Annotated in this window: 26 protein-coding genes; 2 read left to right on the top strand and 24 right to left on the bottom strand. The window is 36.1% G+C overall.

Annotated features, from left to right (window positions below; genetic code table 11):
• The 19 genes from ACTB0X_RS03655 to katG all read right to left on the bottom strand — a co-directional run.
• Positions 1-307, bottom strand: a 307-nt coding sequence (locus ACTB0X_RS03655; RefSeq protein ID WP_463023633.1) for a hypothetical protein, incomplete at its 3' end; no start/stop codon positions are given.
• Between the two features lie 248 nt (positions 308-555).
• Entirely contained in the window at positions 556-1,146 is a 591-nt protein-coding gene (locus tag ACTB0X_RS03650) for an aspartyl/asparaginyl beta-hydroxylase domain-containing protein (protein ID WP_463023632.1), read from the bottom strand.
• A gap of 25 nt (positions 1,147-1,171) precedes the next feature.
• A complete protein-coding gene (locus ACTB0X_RS03645) occupies positions 1,172-1,630 on the bottom strand; it encodes a hypothetical protein (protein WP_463023631.1) in 459 nt (152 codons plus the stop codon).
• A gap of 106 nt (positions 1,631-1,736) precedes the next feature.
• A complete protein-coding gene (locus tag ACTB0X_RS03640; RefSeq protein WP_463023630.1) occupies positions 1,737-2,333 on the bottom strand; it encodes a DUF1287 domain-containing protein in 597 nt (198 codons plus the stop codon).
• Positions 2,334-2,396: 63 nt separating this feature from the next.
• Positions 2,397-3,071, bottom strand: coding sequence for an MBL fold metallo-hydrolase (locus ACTB0X_RS03635; protein ID WP_463023629.1), 675 nt, complete (start codon positions 3,069-3,071; stop codon positions 2,397-2,399).
• A 15-nt stretch (positions 3,072-3,086) separates the two neighbouring features.
• Complete coding sequence (locus ACTB0X_RS03630) at positions 3,087-3,731, bottom strand: YkgJ family cysteine cluster protein (protein ID WP_463023628.1); 645 nt, start codon at positions 3,729-3,731, stop codon at positions 3,087-3,089.
• 114 nt (positions 3,732-3,845) lie between these two features.
• Positions 3,846-4,889 (bottom strand): alpha/beta hydrolase family protein, encoded by a 1,044-nt coding sequence (locus tag ACTB0X_RS03625; RefSeq protein ID WP_463023627.1) that lies wholly within the window; start codon positions 4,887-4,889, stop codon positions 3,846-3,848.
• Positions 4,890-4,991: 102 nt separating this feature from the next.
• On the bottom strand, positions 4,992-5,369 hold the full coding sequence (locus ACTB0X_RS03620) for a DUF3703 domain-containing protein (protein WP_463023626.1): 378 nt from the start codon (positions 5,367-5,369) through the stop codon (positions 4,992-4,994).
• Between the two features lie 137 nt (positions 5,370-5,506).
• A complete protein-coding gene (locus tag ACTB0X_RS03615; RefSeq protein WP_463023625.1) occupies positions 5,507-8,677 on the bottom strand; it encodes an efflux RND transporter permease subunit in 3,171 nt (1,056 codons plus the stop codon).
• A 29-nt stretch (positions 8,678-8,706) separates the two neighbouring features.
• Positions 8,707-9,774, bottom strand: coding sequence for an efflux RND transporter periplasmic adaptor subunit (locus ACTB0X_RS03610; RefSeq protein WP_463023624.1), 1,068 nt, complete (start codon positions 9,772-9,774; stop codon positions 8,707-8,709).
• 1 nt (position 9,775) lies between these two features.
• Positions 9,776-11,116 (bottom strand): TolC family protein, encoded by a 1,341-nt coding sequence (locus ACTB0X_RS03605; RefSeq protein WP_463023623.1) that lies wholly within the window; start codon positions 11,114-11,116, stop codon positions 9,776-9,778.
• Positions 11,117-11,123: 7 nt separating this feature from the next.
• Positions 11,124-11,729 (bottom strand): TetR/AcrR family transcriptional regulator, encoded by a 606-nt coding sequence (locus ACTB0X_RS03600; protein ID WP_463023622.1) that lies wholly within the window; start codon positions 11,727-11,729, stop codon positions 11,124-11,126.
• A 68-nt stretch (positions 11,730-11,797) separates the two neighbouring features.
• Positions 11,798-12,364: a TetR/AcrR family transcriptional regulator gene (locus ACTB0X_RS03595; protein ID WP_463023621.1), complete on the bottom strand. Its 567-nt coding sequence runs from the start codon at positions 12,362-12,364 to the stop codon at positions 11,798-11,800.
• A gap of 108 nt (positions 12,365-12,472) precedes the next feature.
• Complete coding sequence (locus ACTB0X_RS03590) at positions 12,473-12,913, bottom strand: GNAT family N-acetyltransferase (protein ID WP_463023620.1); 441 nt, start codon at positions 12,911-12,913, stop codon at positions 12,473-12,475.
• Position 12,914: 1 nt separating this feature from the next.
• Positions 12,915-13,406, bottom strand: a complete 492-nt coding sequence (locus ACTB0X_RS03585) for a MepB family protein (RefSeq protein WP_463023619.1) — start codon at positions 13,404-13,406, stop codon at positions 12,915-12,917.
• Between the two features lie 4 nt (positions 13,407-13,410).
• Positions 13,411-13,905, bottom strand: a complete 495-nt coding sequence (locus ACTB0X_RS03580; RefSeq protein WP_463023618.1) for an SRPBCC family protein — start codon at positions 13,903-13,905, stop codon at positions 13,411-13,413.
• A 65-nt stretch (positions 13,906-13,970) separates the two neighbouring features.
• Positions 13,971-14,423: a hypothetical protein gene (locus tag ACTB0X_RS03575; protein ID WP_463023617.1), complete on the bottom strand. Its 453-nt coding sequence runs from the start codon at positions 14,421-14,423 to the stop codon at positions 13,971-13,973.
• 23 nt (positions 14,424-14,446) lie between these two features.
• Positions 14,447-15,361, bottom strand: a complete 915-nt coding sequence (locus tag ACTB0X_RS03570) for a PP2C family protein-serine/threonine phosphatase (RefSeq protein ID WP_463023616.1) — start codon at positions 15,359-15,361, stop codon at positions 14,447-14,449.
• 249 nt (positions 15,362-15,610) lie between these two features.
• Positions 15,611-17,884, bottom strand: a complete 2,274-nt coding sequence (katG, locus tag ACTB0X_RS03565) for a catalase/peroxidase HPI (RefSeq protein WP_463023615.1) — start codon at positions 17,882-17,884, stop codon at positions 15,611-15,613.
• A 108-nt stretch (positions 17,885-17,992) separates the two neighbouring features.
• Between katG and ACTB0X_RS03560 the strand changes: the two genes are divergently transcribed.
• Positions 17,993-18,931, top strand: coding sequence for a LysR substrate-binding domain-containing protein (locus tag ACTB0X_RS03560; RefSeq protein WP_463023614.1), 939 nt, complete (start codon positions 17,993-17,995; stop codon positions 18,929-18,931).
• A gap of 9 nt (positions 18,932-18,940) precedes the next feature.
• Here ACTB0X_RS03560 and ACTB0X_RS03555 read toward each other — a convergent pair whose 3' ends face one another.
• The 5 genes from ACTB0X_RS03555 to ACTB0X_RS03535 form a co-directional block, all read right to left on the bottom strand.
• Positions 18,941-19,609, bottom strand: a complete 669-nt coding sequence (locus ACTB0X_RS03555) for a response regulator (RefSeq protein ID WP_463023613.1) — start codon at positions 19,607-19,609, stop codon at positions 18,941-18,943.
• Positions 19,596-20,366, bottom strand: a complete 771-nt coding sequence (locus ACTB0X_RS03550) for a sensor histidine kinase (protein ID WP_463023612.1) — start codon at positions 20,364-20,366, stop codon at positions 19,596-19,598. The genes ACTB0X_RS03555 and ACTB0X_RS03550 overlap by 14 nt, the downstream gene beginning before the upstream one ends.
• Complete coding sequence (locus tag ACTB0X_RS03545) at positions 20,336-20,980, bottom strand: hypothetical protein (protein WP_463023611.1); 645 nt, start codon at positions 20,978-20,980, stop codon at positions 20,336-20,338. Before ACTB0X_RS03545 ends, ACTB0X_RS03550 begins: the two co-directional genes overlap by 31 nt.
• A 22-nt stretch (positions 20,981-21,002) precedes the next feature.
• Positions 21,003-21,680: a hypothetical protein gene (locus ACTB0X_RS03540; RefSeq protein ID WP_463023610.1), complete on the bottom strand. Its 678-nt coding sequence runs from the start codon at positions 21,678-21,680 to the stop codon at positions 21,003-21,005.
• Positions 21,681-21,919: 239 nt separating this feature from the next.
• The gene (locus ACTB0X_RS03535; protein ID WP_463023609.1) at positions 21,920-22,654 is read right to left on the bottom strand and encodes a YoaK family protein; all 735 of its coding nucleotides are present in this window, start codon (positions 22,652-22,654) and stop codon (positions 21,920-21,922) included.
• Positions 22,655-22,982: 328 nt separating this feature from the next.
• Here ACTB0X_RS03535 and ACTB0X_RS03530 point away from each other — a divergent pair, with 328 nt between their 5' ends.
• Positions 22,983-25,025 carry a histidine kinase dimerization/phosphoacceptor domain -containing protein gene (locus ACTB0X_RS03530; RefSeq protein WP_463023608.1) on the top strand — a complete coding sequence of 681 codons (2,043 nt, stop codon included), beginning with the start codon at positions 22,983-22,985 and terminating at the stop codon, positions 25,023-25,025.
• Positions 25,026-25,088 lie beyond the last annotated feature (63 nt).

The raw sequence follows: 25,088 nt of genomic DNA, 5'->3' as shown, positions 1-25,088 counted from the left end.
GTCCTTCTCGTTTGACTAAATAATGATCCGATTTTATGAAGACTTTGACACTGTCGTCTGGTGAAAGGAAAATTGGCTTAGTCGAAAAGCTTTCCATTCCAAATTCAAGTTTTTTCGCAACGGAGTGTCCAAATATTTGGCTTCCCTTTTCATAGAAATATTCTACTTCTATGATAGAGTCCGTGTAAGTAAGATAACATATTGTAAAAGGAAGTCCTTTACCAACATATATTCCTTTGTCCAAGTTCTGACCAAATACTCCAAACGATACTGTAAAGAGAAAAGCTAATGTTAGATTTTGTCTCATTTTTTTAATTGGCTACAACAAGTTGATATGAAGCATTTAGTACGACATAACCATATTTTAATTGTTAATTATATTTAGTTGATTCAAAACTAACAAGAAAAACATTTCCACCACGGCGGACACGCAAAAACGGATAACTATTCACCATCAATTCGTTAAATTATTTTTTCCAAACCCGAAGATAAGTTAAAAAAGGAAGAAAATGCACAGTCTGTTGAAACGTAAAGTATTAAAACGGTGGAGAGCGTTTACAGTACATTCAATTTGCTTTCACTTTCCTTAATTATTCCTCTAATCCAATCATTCGGTCGCATGTCAATGGTCAAATTGATGCGTTCTATCGGGCTATTGTTTTCTATCTTATGCGGATCGGTTAATCTCAAATACCAACATTCGCCAGGCTTCATGGGCACAATGCTGCCATTCAGATAGAAATCCACCAATTCATGCTTCACAATTGGAATGGTCAGTCGGATTACTGACTTTTCAATTTCTAGCGCCAAAGTAGGGTCGGTATGTTCTTTCACTATAGCTCCAGATGAAAGCCGCAATAACCGAACAAGTGTAACGTCGATTTTATCTCTAAATCCATTCACAATACTCATCAAATATGGACTTTTTTTGAGTTCGTTGGTGTCCATCCAATCCGTCCACGTTCCATCAGCAAAATCGGCCGCAGGAGGAGGAAAGGGTATTGAAGTGTCTACTAAGTGTGCAGGAGATCGCAAGTGGATCACATCGTAATATTCAAATTGGTGCAACTGAAGCGCTTTGCATTCTTCGTGCATTTTGGCAACGTCATAAGTAAAGGGAAGTTTGATTCGGTCTTTGGTTGGCATAAATAATAGGTGGTTAGTTTGATTTCTAATGTATTAATTCAATTTCAAGTTGTCGGCCTTCTGCTTTAGCTGCTTTGTCCATTTTCGTTCCAACTCCTAGTCCTATTGCCATTCCGATAGGCAATCCTATTCCGATAAAGGCCATATTGCCTAAACTAATTCCAAAACTAACCCCAATTGGAATTCCAATGGCTGCCATTCCTAAAGCCAACCACGTTTTTCTATGATGATTAATGGGTACCATTTTTAATTCTTTTTCGAGAAGTTGAACAACTTTTGCCTGATTTTTTCGAAGCTGGCTTTTCAAATCACTAGCCGAACACTCGTTGATTTCTTTTACAAAATCATTGATTTTTTCAGTAACTTCTTGTGGTAACTCCCTTTTATTTAGGATTAAAATGAATTTTTGAAATTGATCGAATGCTTTACGTAGCTTGTCATTCTCATCAATTTCGTTTCGGGGTATAAGGTTGTTGATTTTCATTGGACTTTAATTTTCTTCAAACGGTTTAGAAATTGAGTTTTAAAGATAAATTAAAAAATGGAATTCGAGTCTTAATCCATTGAATTATTGGACTAATATTAATGATTTAGGGCGTTTTTTTATTAAATTGATAATGTCCAATTATTTTAAATCGAAACAAACAATCTTCTAAAACTTGTCCGCCGCCAATGTTGTGGACAATAAGATAGCGTTGGCCATCTCTACTTTTTTTCTTGGTTACGATTCCAATATGGGTCAATCCGCTCCCTAGATCCCAACAAACAATGTCTCCTGGAATATAGTCGCTCGAAGAAGTGGTGATAGTTTTCTCTTTCCCATGTCTTGAAAAGTAGGTCATTAAATTAGGAACACGTCGATGGTCGATATTTTTGTCAGGGCGACTTAACCCCCAGTTTTTTGGGTACAATTCAAAATGCTTCAACATGTCTTCATGCACTTCCTTTTGCAGGTCTATTCCAACCTTTCGGTAGGCTCGAATTACAACATCGGTGCACACTCCCTTATTTTTTGGTACATCGCCATTGGGATAGTCTAATTGATAATAGCTTCCATCGTATTGAACATTTTGTTTTGTTAGCGTCTTTGCGGAGTCAGCCAATTGATTATAAAAATGATTCTGAGCTGTTAACTGACAGAAGGTCCAAACGAATAGGAGTGTAGTAAGTAGATTTTTTACTATCATATCATAAATGTATAAAGATTATGAAAGGACAATAACGAAAATAGAATGTTGAGATTGTGTGGCTTAATAGGGAATGGTAATCGTTTCTCCTGATTTGTCTAAAACTAAAATTTTAGGATCATCTACTTGAATGTCATCTTTTGGACCGATATGGTATAGTCCAAACATTTTAGTATCTATTTTTAGTTCATTTCTAAAAATGGAGTTAAGCAACCAACCCGGCACAAACGCCCAATCCATTGCTTTAATTCCTTCAATGGTGGCTGTACTTTCAGCATCGCCTGACAAAAATATTTTCTTTCCATGCCAGGTGATCAAGTAGGAGTAGTGCGCAAATGAGAATTGGTGTTTGTTTTTGAAGGCTATTATTTCAAAGTCTGGAATGGTGTTCGATAAATTTTCGAGTTCCTCAATGTTCCATTTTCCATATTTTTTTCCATTCTTGTTCTTGATAACATTCCTCATGTTCTTGCTAGAGTAATGATCTCCATGCGCATGTGTAAAAATGAAAGTAGCGTTGTCTTTAATACTATCCAGTTCGGCATCATCAAATTCATGATAGATAAATGCACCCGAACGGTATGGAAAATCAGTATAAATGTCAGTGGTTCCATCAGTCAGGTACAGCCCACAATTACTAATAAATTTGATTTTTATTTCTCGGTTTTGGCTGAATCCAATACTTGAAATAAATAGCAATGAAATGGTTATGAGTGTATTTTTATTTATCTGTCTCATGAGTTATTATTGGTTTTAAATTTTTGTAGGTTGCGCTGCCCAATCCAATTCCGTTTTTAAGCGCTCAAAAACATTGAATATAATCGGGCAAACTTCATAGTTCTGAATCAATTCAGAAGTTCTGGTTACAAATTGATCCCGATGTAAATAGGGATATTGGCGACATTCTTCAGGCCGGGCCTCGTAAATAGTACACATATTACAGTCCAAGTTTTTACACTCAAATCCTTTTACATATTTATACGTTTCAATGTTCTCGGGCTTTACAAAGGGACGCATGGCTTCTTCAGTAGCTACAGGCCTTAGGTTTCGACAGCAATTTCCACAATCGACACAGCTTATTTTTGGTGTGATTTCATTGTTCAATCGATGCACAATTTCATCTACCTTTTTAGCGTCTTGAATTTTTAGGTAATTTCCAAAAGAAACATTATCTCGTTGTTTTTCAATGGCAATTTGTGCTATTTTTTCTAAGTTAATTTCAAGATTCATAAGGTAGCCTTTATAAGAAATGTGTTGCGAAGCAGTAGTATCGGTGATTTCCCAATAATGTGTTTCACTGCCAAAAAGGCAAGTGCAAGCTAAGAAATAGATTTGAAATTGGGGTGAAATATAATCGTCAGCGGTTGGCTCCACTTCTTCTTTTTTTTTACAATGCAACTTAGACGAATGAGTAAAAAAACAGGGGATTAAATTTTAGGTAGATTTCTGTTTCACCAACAGAAATCTATCTCACGAATAATCTACGGGATGATGGTTTTGATGCTCCAATATCTATTGAATCTCTACCATTCTTTGTCCAACATCAAACGGCTGTTGATTGGTTAAATAGCGATTAAACCAATTCACGATAATGTTTTGAGATTCCTTTTGATGGTTACTTAAGATATGGTTGTCGTTCAAAAAAGTCACAAACTGATACGGAAAGTGGAGCAAAGTAAGTCGGTCGGTAAAAGTGGTAGCTGTGTTATACGCCACTCGTTTGTCGCTTGTGCCATGTAGTATGCACAACGGCACTCGGTCTATTTTTTCTGGCCAGTAAACTGCAGAACGGTCTTTCAATTTTTCATCTTTTTGAAGGGAGTAATCGGGAATTACTTCAGAATAAACGTATTGTTCCATTTCTGGTCTATTTTTAATGCTCTCAAACAGGTCGGTAGAGCCAGCCATTACCACAGCGGCTTTAAAAACTCCTTTGTTTTGCAATGCTTTGTAGGTCATTATGCCACCTCGACTGTGTCCAAAAACTCCAACTCTTGAAGTGTCGGCAGAAGGAATTTCATCAAGAATAGGAATGAGGTTCATGACATCGTTTACATCGGCGCCACCAAATTCTTCTTTTCCTTCGCTTCCTCGGTTTCCTCTGTAATTAGAAGCCACTACGATATATCCTTTGTCAGCCAAAAATGCCATGTGTTTTTGAATCATCCTAAAACTAATGCTTCCTGCATCACGATTGCCGCCTCGGTTATATATGATGACTGGATAATTGCCTTTCATTCTAGGAGAAACGATGACTCCTGTCACCACCAATCCATCGCTTAGATAAGCCATCGGGGAGATGGTAATGTTATTGAATACAGCTAGCTTTTTGGAAACCAGTCCATATGTTTTAAGAATGGAGTATCGAAAACTCTCTAATTCGAACATTTTGAGGTTGTCATTTTTACTGAAGTCGCCAAATGTTTCTTTGGTATCTTCTACTGAATCCATCAGTATGTCATTATCTATTGCTCTAGAGCAGTATAAATTAACTCCAAAGAAAAGGAACAGTATACTTAGTATTATTCCGAGTATTTTAATTGTTTTTTTTACCATTGTGATCCAATTTTAGGGAGTTGGTTTAGAATGGTAAAGGTATTTCTACAGGGTTCAAAACACCAATAGAATTACACAAACGGTATTGGAAATTAGCCCATTTTAGGTTGTTGTAACTCCTGCTTTCTCAAATATACTCTGCAATTCAGGATCAATCGGAAACGGTTTCATGGGAGGAACATTGGCGCCACCAGGGTTGCCAACCGGTACTTTTCCGACAAAGGATTTTACTCCTCCTACTAATAGCCTTGGGATTTGTCCAACGACTTCCTTACTGCTTTTTATTTTAATTCCAAATTGCAGCATTTTCCAATGAACAAAGGAATGTGCCATGGGGTATTTCTGGCCGATAATGTGTGCCCGCTCCAAATGATGCCATGCGTTGGCGAGGTTGCCATTATCGAACTCTGTCTTGGATTGCTTGATTTCTTCTTCGAAATAGGGAAGTAGAGCTTTGGGGATGGTTGTGTATAATTTCATCGTTTTTATTTGAGTATACCAAAATAACTCATCTATCGCCATTTCTCCAATTTAATTGCTCTAAAAAAGGAAAAACGAACACCCCTAAAGGCATTCGCTTTTCCAAACTACAAACTAATCCAAACTTAAAAGAATCATTATATGTGATCTGGATTAAATCCATCTTCACTGATATGTTTAGGTTCATAATTCGCTACCATCTCAGTAGCATAATCCACTTTTTCTCCTTTGCTGAACTTTGCAATCAATTTTTCCATGATTTCATAAATCACAGGTACCACGATTAAAGTCAAGAATAAAGAACTGATCAAACCACCGATGATTACCCAAGCTAATCCATTTTTCCATTCAGCACCTGCTCCTGAAGCTAATGCAATCGGCAACATACCAAATACCATGGCAATGGTGGTCATTAAAATTGGACGTAAACGAGCATGATTCGCTTGAATCAACGCTGTTCTGATGGATTCTCCAGCTGCTCTTCTCTGATTTGTAAAATCCACCAACATAATGGCGTTCTTACAAACCAATCCAATCAACATAATGATCCCAAGAATAGTAAAAATGTTCAATGAATTGTTGGTCAATGCCAAGGCTAACAATGCTCCAATAAATGAAAGGGGGACAGCGAATAATACCACAAAAGGATGAGCAAAACTGTCGTACAATCCGACCATTACCAAATAAACCAAGATAATAGCTGCTAACATAGCGACTCCTAATGTTCCAAAACCTTCGCTTTGGTTTTCTTGATCACCTCCCCATATATAGCCTACTCCCGCAGGCTTTTCCAATTGTTCTAGTCGTTCTTTCCATTCCGCTACAATAGTTCCAGAAGGTACTCCAATGTTTTGTCCTTGTACAGTAACAGATGCTGACTTATCTCTACGCTCTAACTGACTAGGTCCTGAACCTTCAGTAATCGTAGCGAACTGTGTCAATTTAATTTGCTCACCAGCATTGTTTACAAAGATCAGATTACTCACATCAGTTATGCTTTTTCTATCGAATGCATTGTACTTAATGTTGATGTCGTATTCGTATTCTCCGGCTCTAAATTTACCATCAGTGTTTCCACTAAAAGCAGTTTGCATCGTCATACCTACTGTTTGTAGATTCAATCCCAATGCCGACATTTTATCACGATCTACTTGTACATTCACCTCAGGGTTACCATCTTCTACAGATAATTTAATCTCTGTGGTTCCGGGAATTTTTGCCAACTCATCCTTAGCTTGCGTTGCAAATTTCATGGCACTTTCTACATTTGGTCCAGTTACAATTAACGCTAGTGTTGCTCTTTCTGCCGTACCGATAATTCCGATTGGAACCGTTTTTACTTTTGCTCCAACCAATACTTTCTGTAATTCACGTTTGGTTTTTGCAGCATAAACATAGGCATCGTCCGTTCGCTCACTCTGATCCACCATTTTAACGTTGATTTCAGATTTATAAGCAGTAGATTGAGAAGCTCCCATTCCTTCACTGGTTTGCCCTACCGTAGTAAACTGACTTTTAATGTCTTCTTGTGCCGCTAAAAACGCTTCTGCTTTTTGAGTCATAAAGTTTGTTTGCTCCAATGAGGCATCTTTTGGCATTTCGATCTGTACTAAAAATTCACCACTGTCTGATCGAGCAAAGAATTCTCCTCCAATAAATCCAGCAGGCAACAATGCAATGGCACTAAAGAAAATGACCAAAACAACAGCCAATGAACTTTTATAATGATCTAAACACCAGGTCAGTAATCCTGAAATCCAGTTGGTGAATTGGGTCAATCGACTTTCAAAGGCCAAAATAATTCTTCCAAAAAGGTTTTTCCCTGTGATGTGTTCTAGTTTGCCATATCGAGAGGACAACCATGGAATCAATGTAAATGAAGTCACTAAAGATAGGAGAGTAGCGATAATAACGGTGACGCAGAATTGGGTAATGATGTTTGATACCAAACCTGAACTCATGGCAATTGGTAAGAAAACCACCACAATTACTAAGGTAATAGAAGTTACTGTTGCCCCAATTTCTGCCGTTCCATCATAAGAAGCACGTACCTTGTTTTTACCCATTTCCATGTGTCTGTAAATGTTTTCGAGCACCACGATGGCATCATCCACCAGAATACCTACTACTAGAGATAAAGCCAATAAACTCATTAAGTTTAAGGTATATCCGAATAAATAAATTCCAATGAATGTGGCGACCAATGAAGCAGGAATAGAAACCATTACAATCAATGAGTTTCGAATACTGTGCAAGAAAAACAACATAACAAAAGCCACCAAGATTACTGCAATCAATAAATCATGGATCACCGAATCAGCTGCTTCCAAGGTGAAGTTGGTACTGTTTTTTGCAACTTCCAACTTCAATTCATTGGATTTGTAATCGTTTTCTAAAGTTGCAATTGTTTTTAATACGTCCTCACTTACAGCTACAGCATTCGCATCCGACTGCTTTACAATTTGTAAAATGATTGCACTTTTTTGATCTACTCTAGCTAATTTTTCTGCCTCTTTTTGTGTGTCTTGAACATCTGCTAAGTCTTTCAACCTTACTTGTACATCGCCTTTGTCCAATACAATTAAGTTTCTCAATTCATCTACATCTTTGTATTTTCCGGCTAAACGAATCAGTATTTTCTGTTCTCTCGTTTGAATGTTTCCTGTAGGGAAATCCAAGTTAGAAGCCAAAATCATTTGTTGCACTTGAGGAATTGATAAACCATAAGCTTGCAATTTCGTAGCATCTAAATTGACTTGAATTTCACGCTCTTGTCCACCGATAATGTTTACCTGAGCAACACCATTTACCCGAGACAATACAGGAGATATTTTTTTGTCAATCAAGTCATAAAAGGCGGCTTCATCCATCTTTCCGTAAGCACCTAAAGTAATAATGGGTAAATCACTCAATGAGAACTTTGACAAAGAAGGAGGATCAGCATCATCAGGTAAGTCTGCGAGGATGGCATTAATTTTTCGTTGCGCATCGTTCATCGAGATATCGACATCCGCTTCTGAGGTTAAAGTAATGGATACAATGGACAAACTTTCGTATGACTTAGAGTCAATTTTCTTAATGTTCTCTAATGATGCGATGGCATCTTCTATTTTTTTGGTTACCGTGTTTTCAATTTCACTAGGAGAAGCTCCTGGGTATATGGTAGCTACTGAAATCACATTCGTTTCAAATTTGGGAATCAATTCGTACCCCAATTGGGTGTAGCTAAAAACTCCCCCTAGAATTAGCATTGTAAAGAATACAATAATAATGGAGGGTCGTTTTATAGATATTTCTGCTATTTTCATCTTGTTAATTTGTTTTTAGTCACGTTCAATTAATTGATAACTTCTACTTCGTTACCGTCTTCTAAGTTGATATGACCAGTAGTTACAATGACCTCTCCGACAGTTAATCCATTTAAAATTTCTACTTGATCACCGATGATTTTACCAGCAGTTACCGTTTTTAACTTTGCAACTCCATCTACTACGACGAAAATCTGATTGCTGCTCACACTTCCTACAAATGCTGTTCGAGGTACAATGGTCATTTTCTGTTGCAACTCACTTGATGAGAAGGTTGCAGTTCCGTACATTCCGGCTTTCAATTGCTTGTCCTCAGTGTTTTCGATTTCAATTTCAATAGGAAAATTCAATGTATTGTCAGCTTTTGCAGCAATGAATGTGATTTTACCTTTAAACTGTTGGTTAGGATAAACACTCGCCTTGATGTTGACTTCGTCACCAACTTTTAGTGTTGTAACTTGACGTTCATCCACTGTAACGTTCAGTTTTAGTTTTGAGACATTTACGATTTCAAATAGGTTGGTAGTAGGAGTTGCTGTCAACATAGAACCTTTTTCAATAAACCTTTTATTGATGATTCCATTGATTGGCGCTTTAATTTTGGTATCGCCCAAATTGATTTTGGCTTGCTCGTAATTGGCTTCCGCATTTTTTAACGCTACTTTAGCTTGATCCAATTGCTGTTTAGTTACACCACCTGTTTGGTAGGCATTCTCAAAACGGCTGTAATCTGTTTTGGCATTTTGGTAAGCTACTTCTGCCGCTTCTGCACTCACGTTAATGGCATCGCCTCTCATGATGGCTAATGTTTGTCCAATCGTCACTTGGTCGCCTTCTTTAGCAAATAGTTCAACTACTCGTCCTGTTTTTTCAGCAGAGAAAGTTAGTTCTTGAATGGGTTGAAAGTTTCCATTGGCAACGAAATCCAACGATATTACTTCAGATTTTACGTTGGCTACTTTCACAGCAACGCTAGCATTGCCTTCGGCTACTATAGCTATTTTTTCTTCATTCTCTTTTTTGTTGTTCGATAAAACATAACCGATTAGGGCAAGAGATGCGATGATGATTATTCCGACTTTTAGGTACTTATTCATTTTAGTTATTGATTAATGTTTTTAATTCTCCTTTAGATTTTAATAATTGGATTTCTGCTAGTTTGTAATCTAAAACTGCTGAAGTGTAGTTGTTTTGGGCCTCTATAGATGCATTCTCAGCATCCAAAAGATCCGTTAACGAGGCCAGACCTTGTAAATAATTGTTATTGATGTTTCTCTGAATTTCTTCCGCTAATTCCATGTTTTCTTTTTGGCTTTTTAGCGTGATAATGCTATTGCTAATCTGAGTCGTTGCATTTTTATAATCTAAGTCCAATGCCAATTGGGTGTCTTTTAGATCTTCCTGTAATATGTTTAACTGTACTTTGGCTTGACCCACTTTTGACCGTGTGCTAAATCCAGTGAAAAGAGGAATTTTTAGGCTCAACCCAATGGCAGAAAAGTCAGACCAATACACCCCTTCTGAAGGAGTTGCAAACCAAGGCAACTGATTACCTTGACCCAAGTAATTGTAATTGGCAGAAAGCGAAAGAGTAGGAGCGTAGCCCGCCGTCATTGCTTTCTTTTGTAGGGTCAATAATTCTTCTTGTTTCTTTAATAATTGGTATTCACTTCGATTGTTTGGGTTCAATGAATCTTGATTGGTATATGGCGTCACCGCAAATTCTTCTTCAGGAATGGTGATGGCTGAATAGATTGACATTCCCATATAAAACTTCAATGCATTCTCCTGCAGTTGCATCGCATTGATCAATTGTTGTTTTTGAGTTTTAATGTTCGATAGATTCACATTCATTCGATCTAAATCAATTTTTTTTGCCAAACCATTTTCTAGTTGTCCTTTTACAATGTCACGAACCTTGGTTGTGGTTTCTAAATTGGTTTCTACCAATGCAATTTGCTGACGTAAAACATAAACTTGATAGTAGTTATTCGACACATTTTCTATCACTTGCTCTTCCGTCAATTGTTCGTTGATTTGATAGAATTCACGAGTGGTTTTAGCCGCTTTTAAGCCTGTAAAAACTGCTTGGTCAAACAAAGTTTGGTTGAAACTAATTCCTGCACTAGAGCTCCAATCCTGACCTAAAGCCGCTTTGATTGGGCCTGAACCGCCACCAAAAGCGCTTCCGTCAATTACGGTCGTTTGCAGAATTGGATTGTAAGTCACACCACCATTAATGGAGATTTGAGGTAAGGCTCTAGAACGGGCTTCCTGAATTTGGTATTCACTGTTTGCAATGTTGTGCTTCGCCTTTTTTGCATCTGACTTGTTTTGAAGGGCGTAGGTGATGGCATCTTTCAACGTAAGCGATTGGCTCTCTTGCGCATTGGTCTCAATTGCCAGAAGTAGTAGAACCGCTATGATTATTTTGTTCATGGTTGTTTTATTTGTTTTTATTAATTGATTCTAAAATTTGGATTCCTTTAGTAGTGCAAATGGCTCTTAAATGATACTCTAAATGAGTGCTTTGTAAATTAATTTTGTTAAAATTTGGAGTGTTAAATAATTGTAGATCATTGATTCCGTTGATGCCGATTAAGTAAAAGCGACTCATCTCATCTACATTAATATCGTGGCGATAAAGACCTTGATCCATTCCTCGTTTTAGATTATTAATGAGGCATTCGTTGATTTGAGTAAGCTGGTTTGTAATTAGAGTTTTATATATTTGGGGGTAGAATTTTTGTAATTGATAAAAGGGAGAAGTGTTTTCATTCTTCAACACATCGTCTAAAAAATCATTCATTTTAAAAAGCTTTTCAATAGGGTTTAAGTTTAAATTCATCAATTCACTTATTCTATCGGAAACTTGTGCGAAAATTGAATTGATAACTGCCTCCACCAATTCTCTCTTGTTACTAAAATATAGGTAAATCGTCTTCTTAGAAATTCCCATTTCCGAAGCGACATCGTCCATAGTCACACTCTTGAAACCTAGCTTGAGGTACATTTCTGATGATCGATTAATAATGTTTGTCTCTATATCCATTTTAATTATTTAATTTCTAACTAAACTGTTTTGGTTTTTGTAGTTTACTTTTTGACAAAAAAAAGAGCCTATTTCAAAATACACGTAAAAAAGGTGCTCAATACTTTTCCCATTTCTGTTTTAAATTCTGTTTTATTATTACACCTCACCATATGGAATTCAATTAATGATTTTACAATGATCACCAAAGAGTGAACATCTACATCAGCATCGAGGCAACCTTCATCTTTTCCTTTCTGAAAGAACAAGGATAAAAACTGCCCTTGATCGGCGATGTATTTTTCTTCTCGTTCTTTTATTCTCGGGTATTCAACACGTATGGCTTTAATATTAGCTAAAATGAAATCATCAAATCCATCGGTTATTTGTTGACTTAAATTGTTCAACAATACTGGAAATGATTTATCGCTTTGTAAGTATTTCTTCAAACGAGTGATTTCATTTTTAATATTGCCCTGAATGATTTTGAAAAGTAGGTCTTCTTTTGACCCGATGATTTTATACAAAGTTCGTTTAGACATATTAGATTCACGAGACAGGTCAATCATGTTCCATCCTTTCACCCCATATTTAAGGAGTAGCTCTCTTGCTTTCTCAACTACTAATTCTTCTGTATGGATATCTCCTACTTTCATGCAATCTATATAAGTAAACCAAAAAAACTAAATTGGTTTACTTTGCAATATTAGGAATAAAATATCTGCTAATACAAGATGGAGCTATTTTTTGTGTTTTTTAACAGTCTATTTTTTCAATTGAAGGTGCAGAATGGGGTAGGGCCTTCCTGTAGGGTCCAGTTCCGAGCGACTTACTACTTGGAAACCGCAGTGCAGATAGAAATCAACAGCTTGATCATTCTGTTCATTCACATCAACTTTTTGCACGTTCAATGACTCAATGGAGAAGTGCAAAAGCCGTTTTCCAATTCCTCGGCCACTATAATCTGGATGTATAAATAACATTTCGAGGTGGTGATCTGCGACGCCCAAAAATCCAATGATGCGATTATCTATTCGAACGCACCTCAATTCAACTGCATCTAAATAGGTATTTAAGATAAGTGGTTTGAAGAAGATAATATCATCTTCTTTTAGAAAATGGTGAGTGGCTCTAACCGATGATTCCCAAACTTCTACGATTTCTGTATAATCCGAAGGTTTGGGTGTTTCTATGGAGTGCTTCATTTTAGATACGATATCGATCTTTTACTGTTTCTAAATCCAAGTTCGGGTCAATGGCAATAAAGTAATTCAACTGCCATTGCTGCGTTTTAATGGCTTGTTTGCTGCTCACCTTGTCCCAAGAAGGATACACCCGAAAACCTCGTTTGCCATCCTTTTTAGAGGTGGTGGTAATTCCTTTTTCTATCAACACCGATTTAGGAAACACAAACTGACCGATTCTATTGGAATCATTCACATTGATAACATAAAAATCAAAGGCATCATTTTCGTCAAATGGAGTGGTTATGCCATTTGAATCCCGCTTCCAAAAGGTCACAAACAGACCAGCTTTTTTGGGCGTTACTTTGGCGTTTCTACAAATAATAGTGCGGTTGTTGAGCTGAAAATGACAAGCATCATATTCTTTCCCTTCTTTTTCAATTTCTAAATTGGTAATTAGCAGCGAACAAGGCGTATAGAGCTTTTCTTGAATGGTGGAAAGTAGAGAATTCATTAATTTAATTATTCAGCATCCCTTGAAATGCTTCATTCTTATTGCGCAAATCTAACCCTCCTTCGTAAACGGATTTTAAGTTGAGAAGAAAAAAGGACCATCCAGATTCGCAGCCCAATCGAATGCCCTGCTTGGATTGAACGTCTGTAGGGATATTACTTTGCGTTAAACTCACAATGACATGATCTTCTTGTGGTGTCAATTGCACATCAACTAGGCAGTCGCCTGCAAAGGTAAACTGCAACTGATCTTTGCCGTTGGCCATCACTACCTTTCCCGTTTCTACTTGATCGAATAAGTGCCAAGACCAAGCATAACTATTAGTTGCAGTGATGTGACTATTAGGAGCAACTTTAGTGCCGTCGGTTTTGGCAAATTCGGCTTTACTCAAGAACCATTTTTCGATTGCTGCAGGTATGGTCCAAGCTGCATACAATTCAGTCATTTCAGCTTTGATAGCTATTTTCTTGGTAAATGTTTCCCAGTTGTAGTTTTTCATTTTCACTGACAATTAATGATTTATTATTTAGCTTGGAACCTAACTTTAACTCTGTTTATACCTTTCTAACTTTCAATGGCTTCTTTGATGTTGTCCTTGTACTGAATGTCTAATTTCGAGATAATGGTATCTTGATATTCTGCCATAATTTTGGAACGTCCAGCCTCTACAGCTAATCGAAATGAAGGTTGTTCAGGTAAAATTTTTCGATGCACCGATAAGCCCAATTCAAAGATTTCTTTTTTCCAATGCACAAAATACCATTCCATTGATGGTTGGTGGAACACTTTTAAATGTTGTTTGTCAAAAATAAACTTTTTGATATTGTGCGTTTTTATAAATGGGATCGTTTCTAGAAAGATCTCTTTAAAGTTTTCAATGGTAACGTATTCCTTTGTCAGTTCACAAATCATAATGTGTTGTTCCTGTAAAATAAAAACTTTACCATACTCTTTAGATATTACACATTCATAAGGAAATGAAAGTGTTGGTAGAATATCTGTTGCTGATTTACTCATTTGTTTTAGGTCTTGTTTGTTGTTTATATCCGTATTCCCAATACCAACACATCATCAATTTGATCATACTCTCCAATCCAATCATTATAAATGGAAGAAAGCTTTGACCCTTGTTGGTCAATAGGGGTGTCAGAAATACTTTGTAAAGAATCTAACAATCTTTTTGTTGTATATTTTTTGTTTTTTTCTCCTCCGAATTGGTCGACAAATCCATCTGAGAAGGTGTAAATCACATCACCTTTCTGAATGTCTATTTCTTGATCAATAATGTCTTCAATTCGTCGATCAAAATTCCCCAAAATAAATCTTCTACCCTTAAAAATAGTAATATTATTATTTCTAATTCTTACTAGCGGGCGTTTAGCACCTGCATACTCCAATTTTTGGCTTTCTATGTCTAGCTTAATCAATGAGATCTCTGCAGTGTCATTAATTTGATCGTTGTATAAACTCAAGTATTTTTGCATCAACACATCTAGTCGGTAAAGAATCCCTGATGGCGGTTCGTTGCAGGAATTGCTGACAATCTGATTGAGCATACTGATCACAAAAATAGACAACATAGCACCTGGAACACCATGGCCTGTGCAATCTCCTGCAGCGACATAAACGCTGTTTTCATTTTTATATGCCCATACAAAATCACCACTTACAATGTCTTTCGCTTTTTGAAAAATGAATGATTGGGGAAGGATTTTTCTCAAAGTACCTTCATCTACTACAAAAGCGTCTTGTATTCGCCTAGCATAATTAATGCTATCTGTGATTTTTTTATTGGCTTCGCTTTGCTTTTTTTCAGATCGCTTTAAATCTTCTCGAAGATTATCTAAGTAAATAGAAGTCATCTCAAACATCCCTGATTGAGAAATATATTGTTCTTTCAATATTTTGAGTTCTTCTTCTAAGGCTCTAATTTTTGTTGCTTCGCTTTCAGACATCGGTTGGTTTTGTTTAACATTCAATTAACAAGAAAAGACCAAATTCACCTTATCACCTTTATAAATGAAATATCTCTGAGAATGGTCCCTTTTATTGATCTGTCCAATAAACAACCAATCGTTCAATTTGTTATTTTTAGTTTATCGTAGGTTTCGTGAGACTATTTATAGTTTGATGGGAGTTAAAAAAGCAGTCCAGATTTTAACCTGAACTGCTTTAAAACTATACCTTAATAGGTTATCAACTTATTAATTTAAATCAAAGCGATCAAGGTTCATTACTTTGGTCCATGTTTTTACAAAGTCTTTCACAAACTTCTCTTTTGCATCATTACTCGCATACACTTCAGCGATTGCTCTTAATTCTGAATTCGATCCAAAAATCAAGTCTGCTCGAGTAGCCGTCCATTTCACTTGGTTGGTGTTTCTGTCTCTACCTTCAAACTCAAGTTTTGAATCTGAAGTCGCTTTCCAAGTGGTATTCATGTCCAACAGGTTTACAAAGTAATCATTGGTCAACGTTCCTTTATTGGCGGTAAAAATACCTTTCTCAGAATGGTCATAATTAGCATCCAAGACTCGCATTCCACCAATTAAAACAGTCATTTCAGGAGCAGTTAGATTGAGCAATTGCGCTTTATCTACCAATAACTCTTCTGTGGTAAATGTATATTCTTTCTTTTGGTAGTTTCTGAAACCGTCTGCCATAGGCTCAAGGAATGCGATGCTTTCAATATCTGTTTTTTCTTGTGTCGCATCCATTCTTCCAGGAGTAAATTGAACCTCAATCGGGAAGCCTGCTTTTTTAGCTGCTTCTTCGATTGCTGCTGAACCACCCAATACAATTAGGTCGGCCATTGACACTTTTTTCTTTCCGGACTTGGCATTAAAATCAGATTGAATTTGTCCGTAAACTTTGAGCACTTTTTTCAATTGTTCAGGATTATTACTTTCCCAGTTTACTTGTGGTTCTAGTCTAATTCTAGCGCCGTTTGCGCCACCTCTTCTGTCTGATTGACGGTAAGTGGATGCAGATGCCCAAGCGGTAGTTATTAATTCGCTGGATGAAAGAGCAGAGCTCAATATTTCAGTTTTCAATGACTTGATATCTGCTGCAGAAATTAACTCATGATCAACCGCTGGAATTGGGTCTTGCCAGATAAAATCTTCTTTTGGAATTTCAGGTCCGATGTAGGCTGATTTTGGTCCCATGTCGCGGTGAGTCAACTTAAACCAAGCTTTTGCAAAAGCAGCTTCAAATTCTTCTGGATTGTTATAAAATCGTCTAGAAATCTTTTCATAAATCGAATCCTCTCTCAATGAAAGGTCGGTAGTAAGCATGGTAGGTTTGTGCTTTTTGTCCTTATCAAATGCATCAGGATACATTTTCTTTGGATTTTTAGCCACCCATTGGTGCGCCCCAGCAGGACTCTTGGTCAATTCCCATTCATTCTCAAATAAACTTTCAAAAAATCCCTGACTCCATTGTGTAGGAGTTTCTGTCCAGATAACTTCTATACCAGAAGTGATGGCGTCTTTTCCTTTTCCGCTAGCGTAGTTACTTTTCCAACCTAAACCTTGTTCTTCAATATCGGCTCCCTCAGGACCAGCTCCTAAATGATCGTCTTTTGCAGCTCCGTGCGTTTTACCCACAGTATGTCCACCAGCAATTAAAGCGACTGTTTCTTCGTCGTTCATTCCCATTCTTCCAAATGTCTCACGAATATCGATTGCTGCTGCAACTGGATCCGGTTTTCCGTTCGGTCCCTCTGGATTCACATAGATTAGCCCCATCTGAACAGCTGCTAACGGTTTTTCTAATTCTCTATCCTTCGAATATCGATTGTCATCCAACCATTTGCTTTCTGAACCCCAATATACATTGCTTGCTGGTTCCCAAACGTCTTCTCGTCCACCTGCAAACCCAATGGTTTCGAATCCCATGGTTTCATAGGCTACGTTACCTGTTAAAATCATTAAATCTGCCCAGGAAATCTTTTTACCATACTTCTGCTTGATTGGCCACAGCAATCTTCTTGCTTTATCTAAGTTCGCATTGTCAGGCCAACTGTTTATTGGAGCAAAACGTTGTTGTCCTTCTCTTGAACCACCTCGTCCATCACCTGTACGATAAGTTCCTGCACTGTGCCACGCCATTCTGATAAAAAATGGACCGTAGTTTCCAAAATCTGCAGGCCACCATTCTTTGGAGTCAGTCATCATAGCTGCGATGTCTTTTTTCAACGCTTGGTAGTCGATGCTTTTAAATTCTGCCTCATAATCAAATGACTCACCCATTGGGTCAGATAGTGCACTGTTTTGTCGAAGTACGCTTAAATCTAATCGATTGGGCCACCAATCTTTGTTTGTAGTTCCTTCTCCTTTAATAATTTGACCTGTTGATTTTTTCTCCCCAAAACCAAAAGGACATTCACCTTTAGCTTCCATATCTTCTTTGTTTTCTGTGTTATTACAGGATGCAAACATTAATGCACACATCCCCATTATTACTATTTTTTTCATTTTTCGTGTGTTAGATAAAGATACAAAGATGCACCATTAATATTGTTTATAAAAACTATATTATCAACACTAATATTGATATGGTAGATATTTGTTATTTTTGCTTCCATGAATATTCAACAATTTCAATATGTATTGGCAGTGGTCGACTTGAAGAATTTCGAGGCAGCTGCGGAACGATGTTTTGTCACTCAGTCTACGTTAAGTACTATGATTGGTCGGTTTGAGGAAGAAATCGGAGTTAAAATTTTCAATCGAAGAACCAAACCTGTCTCAATTACGACCGAAGGGGAGGTCATTATTGATCGGTTGAGAATTGTACTCAATGAAATAGAATCACTCAATAATGTTGTTCAAGAATTAAAAGGAGAAATGGTTGGCGAATTGAAAATTGGAGTGATTCCTACCATTGCGCCTTATTTATTGCCTTTGTTTTTGACTCAATTTGCGAATCAGTTCCCAAAAGTAAGCATTGCTGTAAAAGAGATGACTACGATACAAATTCAGCAGGCGTTAAAAGTGAGGACGTTGGATATTGGTATTTTGGCTATACCGCTAGAGGACAATGAGCTTGAAGAACAAGAATTGTATACGGAACCGTTTTTGGTATATGATTGCACCACCAAAAAAAGGCGCGCTAGAATAAGTGTGGATAATCTAGATTACTCTAAATTGTGGTTGTTGGAGGAGGGGCACTGCATGCGTTCTCAGGTGCATCAGATTTGTGAACTTTCGAGTAAAAATCAAAAAAATGAAGTGAATTTTAAGTTTGAGTCTGGCTCTATGGGGAGTTTATTACGATTTACAAAAGCAAGCCAAGGGATTACGATTATTCCATATTTGGCATCACATGATTTAGCTCATGAAGACAAGCAAAAGTTAGTTGAATTTGAACATCCCATTCCGGTTCGCTCTGTTGGACTACTGACGCACAAATATTTTGTCAAAAAACAATTGGCAAAAGGGTTAAAGGAGATCATTCATGCATCCGTTTCCGAACTGATTCCGATCAATCAAAATGGTAAAATTTTAAGTCCGATTTTGTAGGCTAAATAGTTACATGATCAAATCATTGGGGTCATACAGATTATTTTTAATGGCATAAATCACTAAGCCGGCACTATTCTTAGCACCAGTTTTTTGCAGCAAACTATTTCGGTGTCCTTCCACGGTTCTGGAAGTAATAAATAACTTTTCAGCGGTTTCTTTTGAAGTCAACTGCTCGCAAATGGCAATCAATATTTCTTTCTCTCGAGTAGATAGAATCTCATCGTCAAATTTTGGTGCAGGTACTTTATTGGAGATTTGAGTGCGCATTACATCAATTTGTTCATTGGTGAAGAAGTGCCCGCGTTGATTTACAATTCTGATGATTCGTGCGAGTTCTTTCGGCTCTATTCCTTTTGGTAAAAAAGCATCAATGTTATTTCGCAACATATAGCCAATCAATGATTTTTTATAAAATGAAGAAATCAAGATCACCCGAACTTCTGGATATTTTATTTTCAATGCTTCTGTCAATTCCGTTCCGGTGAGGTCGTTCATTTTAAAATCTACCAAAAAGATGTCCGGAATTTTGCCAGTTTTTTCTAGTTGTTCCAATAAGTCTGTTCCAGAATTATTGGTGATCAACACTTCAATATCCTCTTGACCATTAAAAAAATCTTCTAGTAGGTTTAGAATTAAGCTTTCATCGTCTACTATGCCGAGTTTAATTTTTTTCATATTGGTTGGTTGTGGGGATTAATATCGTGTATTGTACACCTTTTCCTAGATTCGTTTTTAGTTTGTAGTGGCCATTCAATAAGTCGATTCGCATGGCCATGTTTCGTTGTCCTAATCCTTCAACAAAATCATCTATTAAAAAACCTTTACCATTGTCTCTGTAGATAATTGCAAGAAATTGTTCACTTACTCGAATGTATAACGAAATGTTTGTTGCCTCAGCATGCTTAATGGTATTGTTTGATATTTCTTGAAAAATCCGAACAATGTTCAGTTTAAACGAAGTTTCGAAGTTCAATTCTGTTAAGCCCGTCTGAAAAAGAGATGTTTTATGTGTGTCGATTTGATCAAGGTAACCTTCTAGAATTTCATTTAAGTGACAACTTTCAATCATTGGAGGAGTAAGGTCATGCGAAATCTGTCGAGCCAAAGTAGTACAACTGTCCAATAGTTTTCTGGTTTCTTCGGCTTTATTGGGCTGACTGATGAGCATGGACAATAGACTCAGTTCAAAAAGTAATCCATCGTGGATGTCAATGGCCACTCGAGACCGCTCTTTTTCTTGAGACTCTATACTGTTGACTAATAGCTTTTTCTGATGTTCTAATTTTGCATTTGCCAAAGCATTGGCATCTTTAACTTTCCGTTTGATGTAGATTTGAGTAAAAAAAAGCAGCGCACCAATAATAAGAATTAGCAGCAAGAATCCCACTGCTAACCAAATTACTATTGTGTTACCTTCTTGCCAGTTTGCCATATAATTTGTGATAATTTTAAGTAAAAAATGGTTAGTGCAATCAATCGAATGAACCAAAAGAAAAAGACCAATTCCACTTCCATATTGACCATGAAATTAATCGTTAGTGCCATAAAAAATTGAATCCCTGCATACATGATGATGATATTGTTCAGTGTTCGTTGTTGCTTAGTGGATTCCACTTCATCCACCAATATTTTATAAATGAAGAATAACCCAAAGAGCAAGCTAAATAAATTGGCAAACAATCCTTCATACATTTGAAATTGCAATGTGCTAATTGTTGTTAGCTTGGAAAAGGACAAAATCAAAATAACAAGACCTCCAAAAATTGCTGCATAACCTATGAACTTGGATGTTCGAGTAGGAAAATAACGGGTGTAGAGAATGGATAAGAATAAATATTCAATTGAGACATAAATAGATAGTATTGGTAAGTTATTAGGTAAACCAAACCACTTAATAATGAATCGTGAACACAAATCACAAATTAAAAAAATAAGTAAAAAGAGAGAAATTGTTTTGCTCAAGGACTTTAAGCTTCTGAAATTAAAAATTGCGCCACTAATTCCTAATATTAGCGCCAAAGGAGATGTCCAAGAAAGAAAAAACATACAATCATGTATTATCATGAACTTATATTCCTAAAGCCATTTGAAGTAGATTATAATGATCAATACTCTTAAAAGGAGGAATTGGATAAGCCACATCTTCAACATCTTCTTGAATATTAAAATCTTCACTCCAAACCAATAGTTCAGCTGTATTGTCTGCTTTAATTCCAAAAACAACAACTGCCGTTTGTGCGTCTCCTTCGTTAAAAATTGAGAATAAGTCAGAAAATGGAATACGAATAGCTTGGAACATTCCTGATGTTTCGCTTGTTCCTGCGGCAATGGTCTCTTCAATCCAATTCTTTCGATTTAAATTCCATCTAAACGATCGTTCCAAGCCTGCAAGAATTCCAACATTCATGTTTGGTACTCCATTGGCCGAAAATGGAGGAATGGTTTGCATTTCATCAAAACCATAACGGTAAGGAGCATATTTAATGTTGCTGGTAGTTACAGAATCCGGATTACTATCACTAGTGGAATCAATTAGGATGAATCCAACTTTAGGATAAGGAACCACATCTACGCCCATATATGCATGAATAAATTCTGGATTTATATCTATCCAGTAATCATACATTTCTTTAGTGATATGAAAGTAATGACCATCAGCTAAAAGGGCTGTTATTGTTTCAGCAGATGTACGGCATTGATTCCAGTAATTGATTGCAAATTTGTATGCGTCAAGTGTATTTTCCATTGGTAGTATGGTTAGTTAAGTTAATTAATAATGAGAACAAGAGTTATTGGGGATAAATATAGTAAAGAAGTCGAGTCTACCAAAATTGTAATCTTAATTGTTAAAGTAAGCTTAATACTGATTTATAAAGATCATAAAAGGTTTTATGCTGAGAATTAAGAGTGTCTTTTAAATTAGTTCAAGAGTTTTGGCTCTCTTGACTATAAGTAAATAGCACGTTTAGGTTATATTCTACTCTTTTATTTCTTATTCTGATACTTTCGCTTAGATTGCAGGTATTGATACTTGAAATCGCTATAAAACAAACTGATAAGAAGTATCCCTGCTGCAAGAAACAAGGTGTTTAATTTCCAATTCCATTTTGCAAAAAGATAACCACCAATTAAACCACCGATGAAGAAAAAGGAAATGATGGAAATTCGGAGTTTGATATTGGCCTTCAATTTTTCTCTTTGTGGATATGATTTTGGATAAAAGAGTTGAGAGAGGTCAATTCCTAAATCGGTAAAAAGTCCGGTAAGGTGAGTGGTTCTGACTATCGCATTAGATATTGTAGTTACGAAGGAGTTTTGAACTCCCATGGCGAATAATAGAAAGCAGATGATAATATTGGGATAGAGTACTTCGTAGAAATTACTAAAAATGGCGATTCCTATAAGTATCAATGCTTCAATTAGGGTAGGAATCACAAATACATTTAGTTTTTTAGATTCTTTAAATTTTTCTATGAGTAAGCTAGATACAAACGAACCAAATAGAAAGGAGAATATATAAAGAAAGTAAATGGTGCCAATCCAGAAGTTTAAGTTCGAAACATCATAAATGAATAATGCAAAATGGCCGGTTACGTTAGTGGTTAGTTGCTTGAAGGCTAGGAATCCTGATACGTTTACTATTCCGGCAACAAAAGACAAGACAGTGGCAATTTGCAGATTGTGCTTTACTGTTCTGCTTTTACCTTGATGTCTAAACATTTAATGTTATTTTGTTAAGGAAGCCTCAAAGTTAATCACAATTAAATTGGAGTGAACCATAAGAATAAAATCATTTTTTAGAATAATCTTTTATTAAACAGTTTGTTATGTATAGAGTGTTAGGTCGTACTACGCTTAGGGAATAAATTGAATTTTTTAAATAAAAAGAGTTATAAATGACAACTTATTTCCTCATGTTCAAATAACGGTATTAGGTAGAATTAGTAATATTGGTGCAGTAGGTAATTTACCTAAAAGTTTTTTTTAATTAAAGAATAGTCGAAAATGGGATAAAGAATCACTATTTTCGTTTAAATACTTCCATAAAATGAAAAAATACTTTCTTAAGTATCTCCTTTTTTTATTTTTTACCATCCTCTTTTTTAATGTATTTTCTAAGGAAAAGTCAGGAAATTCTCCTAGTGCTGTATTGCAGGAAGCAAAGAGTCTTGTCGATTCAATGAATCTTTATTTTGAGGTTGATCAGGACAAATTCCAAAGCTTTTTAACTGCATTTAATACTGTTGATTTTGAAATTCTTGTGGATTCAAATTTCAGAGAAGTTATTTTATATCGAGCAGATTTTTTTCAACGGAATTTTAAATATAGAGAAGCAATCCCCATATTGTCCAATGCGATTAATACCGCAGCAAATCGAAAGGATACGCTTTCCGTAGCCACTTTCCATAAAATGATGTCCACCCTTTATTATTATATTGGGGATCAGGATTCTACCAATTATCAATTGGAACAAGCTTATACTTATTATAAATACTTAGACAATAAGGCTGAGTTAGGGATTATCAGTATAAGGCAAGCAAGAATGGAATATGACTTGGGGAATTATGAGAAGGCTATTCTTCTCTCTTTCCAAGCGTTGGAGCTAAATAAAGAGGCAGGAGACGAGCAGAAAATGGCCATTTCTTATCTTCAATTGGGAAATACATTTTATTACCTCACAAATTATAGGGATTCGAAAAAATACTTTAAGCTCGCTAATATACTTTTTAAGAAAGCGGAATATGATTATGGCTATTATGAATCTTTATCAAACATAGGGCTAGTTGAAATAAAGGAGAAAAATTACAAAGCAGGAATGAGAAAGCAGTTCACTGCAATAGAATTTTTGAAAAAAGAGGAGTATGCGATTGCTTTGGGTGTTACTTACAATTTCTTGGTTACTGCTTATTTTGAATTACAACAATATGACAGTTCTACCTATTATAATGAATTAGCAAAAAAAGCATTCCGAAAATCTTCCTTCCAATCAGGTCTTTGTGAATCTTATTTAAATGATGCGAAAATATTTTTTATAAAAAATCAATTCAATAAAGCATTAAATAGTGCTCAAGAGGGGTATGCTATCGCATCGGAAAACTCTTACAATGAACTACTAGAAGAATTCAACTTTCAATTGTATCGAATCTATAAAAAGTTAAATAACCAGAGTGAAAGTTATGCGTATTTAGAGGCTTATGTGAAATTAAAGGACAGCCTGAACTTTAATCCCAATGCACTGCAAAGTGATGCAATGAAGTTTCAGCTAGAGGCAGAAGAGGCCAATTTAAAACAACAGTTTGCTGAAGAACGGGCAAAGATATATGCTGATGAAGGAAAGAAAAAACAACATCAATTTGAGATCACTTTAGTAATTGCATTGATTACTTTGATTTTATTGTTCGTTTCAATCTATTACCTCATTAAGAACAGAAAGCTGAATAAAACTCTTTCTTACAAACGCGAACGAATCTCAGAGGAATTAAAAGTAAAAGAGTCTTTGCTAAGTGAAATTCACCACCGTGTAAAAAATAACTTACAGGTAATCAGCAGTATGTTAGGTTTGCAGAGTCAGTATGTGAATGACGAAACATTGAAAAAAATCATCGCAGACTGCAAAGGAAGAATTGCTTCAATGTCTTTGATACATGAAAGCCTTTATCGAAAGAAAGATTTTAAAGAAGCATTATTTAGCAGTTATATCGAAGAACTCTTGCCAAGACTTGTTCAGACATATTGCACTGATGAGAATAAAGTTCAATTAGTTATGGATATTGAACCCATTAAACTTTCACTTGATGATTCGTTGCCTAGTGGTTTAATAATCAATGAAATTATTTCCAATTCATTAAAGCATGGCTTTCCAAAGGGAAAAGAAGGAACCATAAAAATTGAATTAAAACAAAAACAGAAAACAGTTTATTTGACAATTTCCGATGATGGTGTAGGACTAGCGGAAGGTAAAGGTTTTAATAGTGATGAATCTTTTGGATTTCTTTTAATTGAAACGTTGGCTAGCCAGTTGGATGCTGAAATGACGATCAATACTTTGAATGGATTCACTTATCTATTGAAATGGGAAAGTAAGATATAATTGATTTTATATTCTTATTCAACCTAACTATTTAAATCCATATTGCTCTATTAGTAACCTCAA

The sequence above is a fragment of the Acidiluteibacter sp. genome (genome assembly GCF_055129545.1).
This window is presented reverse-complemented; position numbering and strand designations above follow the sequence as displayed.

Bases quoted from the DNA above. Each gene is read 5' to 3' on its own strand.
- ACTB0X_RS03650 (WP_463023632.1), bottom strand. From the start codon at position 1,146: ATGCCAACCAAAGACCGAATCAAACTTCCCTTTACTTATGACGTTGCC.
- ACTB0X_RS03645 (WP_463023631.1), bottom strand. From the start codon at position 1,630: ATGAAAATCAACAACCTTATACCCCGAAACGAAATTGATGAGAATGAC.
- ACTB0X_RS03640 (WP_463023630.1), bottom strand. From the start codon at position 2,333: ATGATAGTAAAAAATCTACTTACTACACTCCTATTCGTTTGGACCTTC.
- ACTB0X_RS03635 (WP_463023629.1), bottom strand. From the start codon at position 3,071: ATGAGACAGATAAATAAAAATACACTCATAACCATTTCATTGCTATTT.
- ACTB0X_RS03625 (WP_463023627.1), bottom strand. From the start codon at position 4,889: ATGGTAAAAAAAACAATTAAAATACTCGGAATAATACTAAGTATACTG.
- ACTB0X_RS03620 (WP_463023626.1), bottom strand. From the start codon at position 5,369: ATGAAATTATACACAACCATCCCCAAAGCTCTACTTCCCTATTTCGAA.
- ACTB0X_RS03615 (WP_463023625.1), bottom strand. From the start codon at position 8,677: ATGAAAATAGCAGAAATATCTATAAAACGACCCTCCATTATTATTGTA.
- ACTB0X_RS03610 (WP_463023624.1), bottom strand. From the start codon at position 9,774: ATGAATAAGTACCTAAAAGTCGGAATAATCATCATCGCATCTCTTGCC.
- ACTB0X_RS03605 (WP_463023623.1), bottom strand. From the start codon at position 11,116: ATGAACAAAATAATCATAGCGGTTCTACTACTTCTGGCAATTGAGACC.
- ACTB0X_RS03600 (WP_463023622.1), bottom strand. From the start codon at position 11,729: ATGGATATAGAGACAAACATTATTAATCGATCATCAGAAATGTACCTC.
- ACTB0X_RS03595 (WP_463023621.1), bottom strand. From the start codon at position 12,364: ATGAAAGTAGGAGATATCCATACAGAAGAATTAGTAGTTGAGAAAGCA.
- ACTB0X_RS03590 (WP_463023620.1), bottom strand. From the start codon at position 12,913: ATGAAGCACTCCATAGAAACACCCAAACCTTCGGATTATACAGAAATC.
- ACTB0X_RS03585 (WP_463023619.1), bottom strand. From the start codon at position 13,406: ATGAATTCTCTACTTTCCACCATTCAAGAAAAGCTCTATACGCCTTGT.
- ACTB0X_RS03580 (WP_463023618.1), bottom strand. From the start codon at position 13,905: ATGAAAAACTACAACTGGGAAACATTTACCAAGAAAATAGCTATCAAA.
- ACTB0X_RS03575 (WP_463023617.1), bottom strand. From the start codon at position 14,423: ATGAGTAAATCAGCAACAGATATTCTACCAACACTTTCATTTCCTTAT.
- ACTB0X_RS03570 (WP_463023616.1), bottom strand. From the start codon at position 15,361: ATGTCTGAAAGCGAAGCAACAAAAATTAGAGCCTTAGAAGAAGAACTC.
- katG (WP_463023615.1), bottom strand. From the start codon at position 17,884: ATGAAAAAAATAGTAATAATGGGGATGTGTGCATTAATGTTTGCATCC.
- ACTB0X_RS03560 (WP_463023614.1), top strand. From the start codon at position 17,993: ATGAATATTCAACAATTTCAATATGTATTGGCAGTGGTCGACTTGAAG.
- ACTB0X_RS03555 (WP_463023613.1), bottom strand. From the start codon at position 19,609: ATGAAAAAAATTAAACTCGGCATAGTAGACGATGAAAGCTTAATTCTA.
- ACTB0X_RS03550 (WP_463023612.1), bottom strand. From the start codon at position 20,366: ATGGCAAACTGGCAAGAAGGTAACACAATAGTAATTTGGTTAGCAGTG.
- ACTB0X_RS03545 (WP_463023611.1), bottom strand. From the start codon at position 20,980: ATGTTTTTTCTTTCTTGGACATCTCCTTTGGCGCTAATATTAGGAATT.
- ACTB0X_RS03540 (WP_463023610.1), bottom strand. From the start codon at position 21,680: ATGGAAAATACACTTGACGCATACAAATTTGCAATCAATTACTGGAAT.
- ACTB0X_RS03535 (WP_463023609.1), bottom strand. From the start codon at position 22,654: ATGTTTAGACATCAAGGTAAAAGCAGAACAGTAAAGCACAATCTGCAA.
- ACTB0X_RS03530 (WP_463023608.1), top strand. From the start codon at position 22,983: ATGAAAAAATACTTTCTTAAGTATCTCCTTTTTTTATTTTTTACCATC.